The organism is Mesorhizobium sp. P5_C1 (assembly GCF_054049815.1).
In genome coordinates this window covers 1-2335 of sequence record NZ_JBFULQ010000716.1, presented here as the reverse complement: position 1 = coordinate 2335, position 2335 = coordinate 1, and the positions used below count along the sequence as shown (strand labels likewise).

Annotated in this window: 2 protein-coding genes and 1 pseudogene; all 3 read left to right on the top strand. The window is 64.4% G+C overall.

Annotated features, from left to right (window positions below):
* Nucleotides 1–1619 (top strand): annotated as a pseudogene (locus ACXJ7R_RS30310) (serine/threonine-protein kinase); the annotation flags it as partial.
* A gap of 108 nt (nucleotides 1620–1727) precedes the next feature.
* Nucleotides 1728–2138: a DUF1036 domain-containing protein gene (locus ACXJ7R_RS30305; protein ID WP_167391941.1), complete on the top strand. Its 411-nt coding sequence runs from the start codon at nucleotides 1728–1730 to the stop codon at nucleotides 2136–2138.
* A partial coding sequence (locus ACXJ7R_RS30300; protein WP_457155032.1) for a hypothetical protein occupies nucleotides 2135–2335 on the top strand: 201 nt, incomplete at its 3' end. The genes ACXJ7R_RS30305 and ACXJ7R_RS30300, both read left to right, overlap by 4 nt.

Here is a 2335-nt window from a genome sequence, read left to right as displayed (position 1 = left end):
ACACCAAGACCCAGGGCCGGCCATCCCACGTCGAGAGGCACGACACCGAAACGGCAACAGGTTCAGGTGGGCAGCCCTTCGTCCCGCATGTGCGGCCCGCGCATTTGTCCCAACCCCGGTCTCCGGCGCTCGCCGGCTCACCACGTCCGGTCACGGCTAATGTCCCTGGAAAATCCACAAAGACCCGAACCATCGCGCTCGCTGCCTTGGCGACGCTGGCTGTCGCCTCCGGCGCGGGCCTATATCTCAGCGGCTTCATGACGCCTGCGATGCCGACGGCCAGCAAGCCATCGCTTTCCGCACCAGAGCCATCAAAGCCTGCACCAGAAACGTCAAAGCCGGCTGCCACGGACAATGCCGCGAACGCCCCTGAGCCGGCAAAGCCAGTTCCGCCCGTACAGCCGGAGGCCAGCGCACCATCGGCTGAAAACCAGCAAGATGCTGCGGCCGCCCAAAAGCCGCAGCCGGCCAAGCCCGCCGAAGTCCCCTCGCAGACCGAAGAACCCCCGAAGCCATCCGCAACGGCGGCGCAGCCGCCACCCGAAAAGGTGTCGCCGGCAGTCCAGCCCGATACGACGGCCAGCGACAGTCAAACGTCGGCTTCGCCGCCGGTCTCGACCGCTCCAGCCCCGCTAGCAGCCGAGAAGGTCTCGACGCCGCCGCCGGCCCTGCCAGAGGTTGTCGAGAGCCAAAAGCCCGAGCCACAGATCAGCCAGCCGGCAGCGCCCAAGGCGACCGTGCCGGCACCCGAGGCGACCGTGCCGGCGCCCGAGGTGACCGTGCCGGCGCCCGAGGTGACCGTGCCGGCACCCGAGGCGACCGTGCAGGCACCCGAGGCGACAGTGCCGGCGCCCAAGCCTACGGCAAGCCAGCCGGATGTCGCGAACACCGAGAGCCAAAAACCTGCGCCACCGGTAGCCAAACAGCCTGACCAGCCTGTCGTCGGGTTGAACGTGCCCAAGCCGGAGGTTCCGCCGATCGTCGATGACATCGCGCAACGAGTCTCCTGGGTTCGCGACTTCGGCGGCGGCGACTGTTTCTATGCCACCATGACGTCGGCAACCGACAAGGCGGCCGCGATCGAAGGATTTGGAACGGAGGTTCAGCCATTCGAGCGGATGCTTGGCGATTTCCAGGCAAGATTCCATGTCGAGCCGGATATCAGCGTCCGCCTCATTGAACCAAGCCAATGCGAAGTCACCAACTTTCTGCGCTTTCTGGGGCAGACCGCGGCCGACAAGCCGCAGCTTGTTCTCGATCGGACATCGGTGCCGAACGGTACGCCGATCAGTGGCACGCTGGTGACGCGTGGCGGACTCATTTCCAGCGTGCTGCTGATCGATCACAAAGGCATGGTGTTCAATCTCGACGAGCGCGTCGTCGTAAAGCCGGACAAGGTCACCTTCAGAATCCCGATCGGTCTCGGCGCCGCCGACCAGGCCGCCGGAAAGGCGGTGCCGCAGATCATAATGGTGATCACCGGCCCCAAGGATATTCGGGCGGCTGCGTTCTCCACGCCCACACCAGCCTCGGTGCTGCTCCCCAAGATTCTCGAAGAAATCGAGACCGACGGATCTCAGTTCTCAGCCACGGCCAAGTATTTCCGGCTCGGCGGATAGCATGGGCGCCCGATGGAACCCCGCTCGTGTTTGCCGCAATCGTCTGCCGACCTGCCGATAAAGGAGCGTGGTCCGATTCGAGCCGCCCTGCTCGCCCTGACGGGCCGCATGAGGCTTGCGGTCTTGTCAGGCGCCGCACTGCTGGCCGTGCTGTCCTCCGGCGAGGCGCGCGCCGAATTCACGGTCTGCAACCAGACGCTCGACGTCGTCAATCTCGCCGTCGGCCAGAAGGTCGACAATGCGGACCAGACCGACGGCTGGTGGACCATCGGCGCAAATCAATGCGTGAACGTCATCCGCGAGGAACTGACGAACCGCTACATCTACATCTATGCAACGGACGTGTTCGGCCATGCGATCCTCACCGGATCGACCGAAATGTGCATCGAGCGACGACGTTTCTCGATACGCGGCATCGACGAATGCTGGCAGCGCGGCCACATAGCGGCGCAATTTCTCGAAGTCGACACGCTTGAACAGGTGCGGTGGACCTTCTTCCTGACTGGAAGCAATCCGTGACGCACAATATCGACACGAGCTTCAGGCAGAAAAAGCAGGCGCGCGCTGCCCTTCGCAGGCGCACGCTTTGGCGCAGGCTCCTGGCCGGCCTCGCAGTGGTTGTCCTGCTTTCGATCGCCGGCGGTTTCTATCTCACCGCGGACTATTGGTCGTTCGGCGACGAAGACGAGGAGTTGCACGCGGTCGAAGGCGTGGAC

What these genes read in the sequence shown, in the direction of transcription:
- ACXJ7R_RS30305 (WP_167391941.1), top strand. Translation starts at nt 1,728, where the DNA reads ATGAGGCTTGCGGTCTTGTCAGGCGCCGCACTGCTGGCCGTGCTGTCC.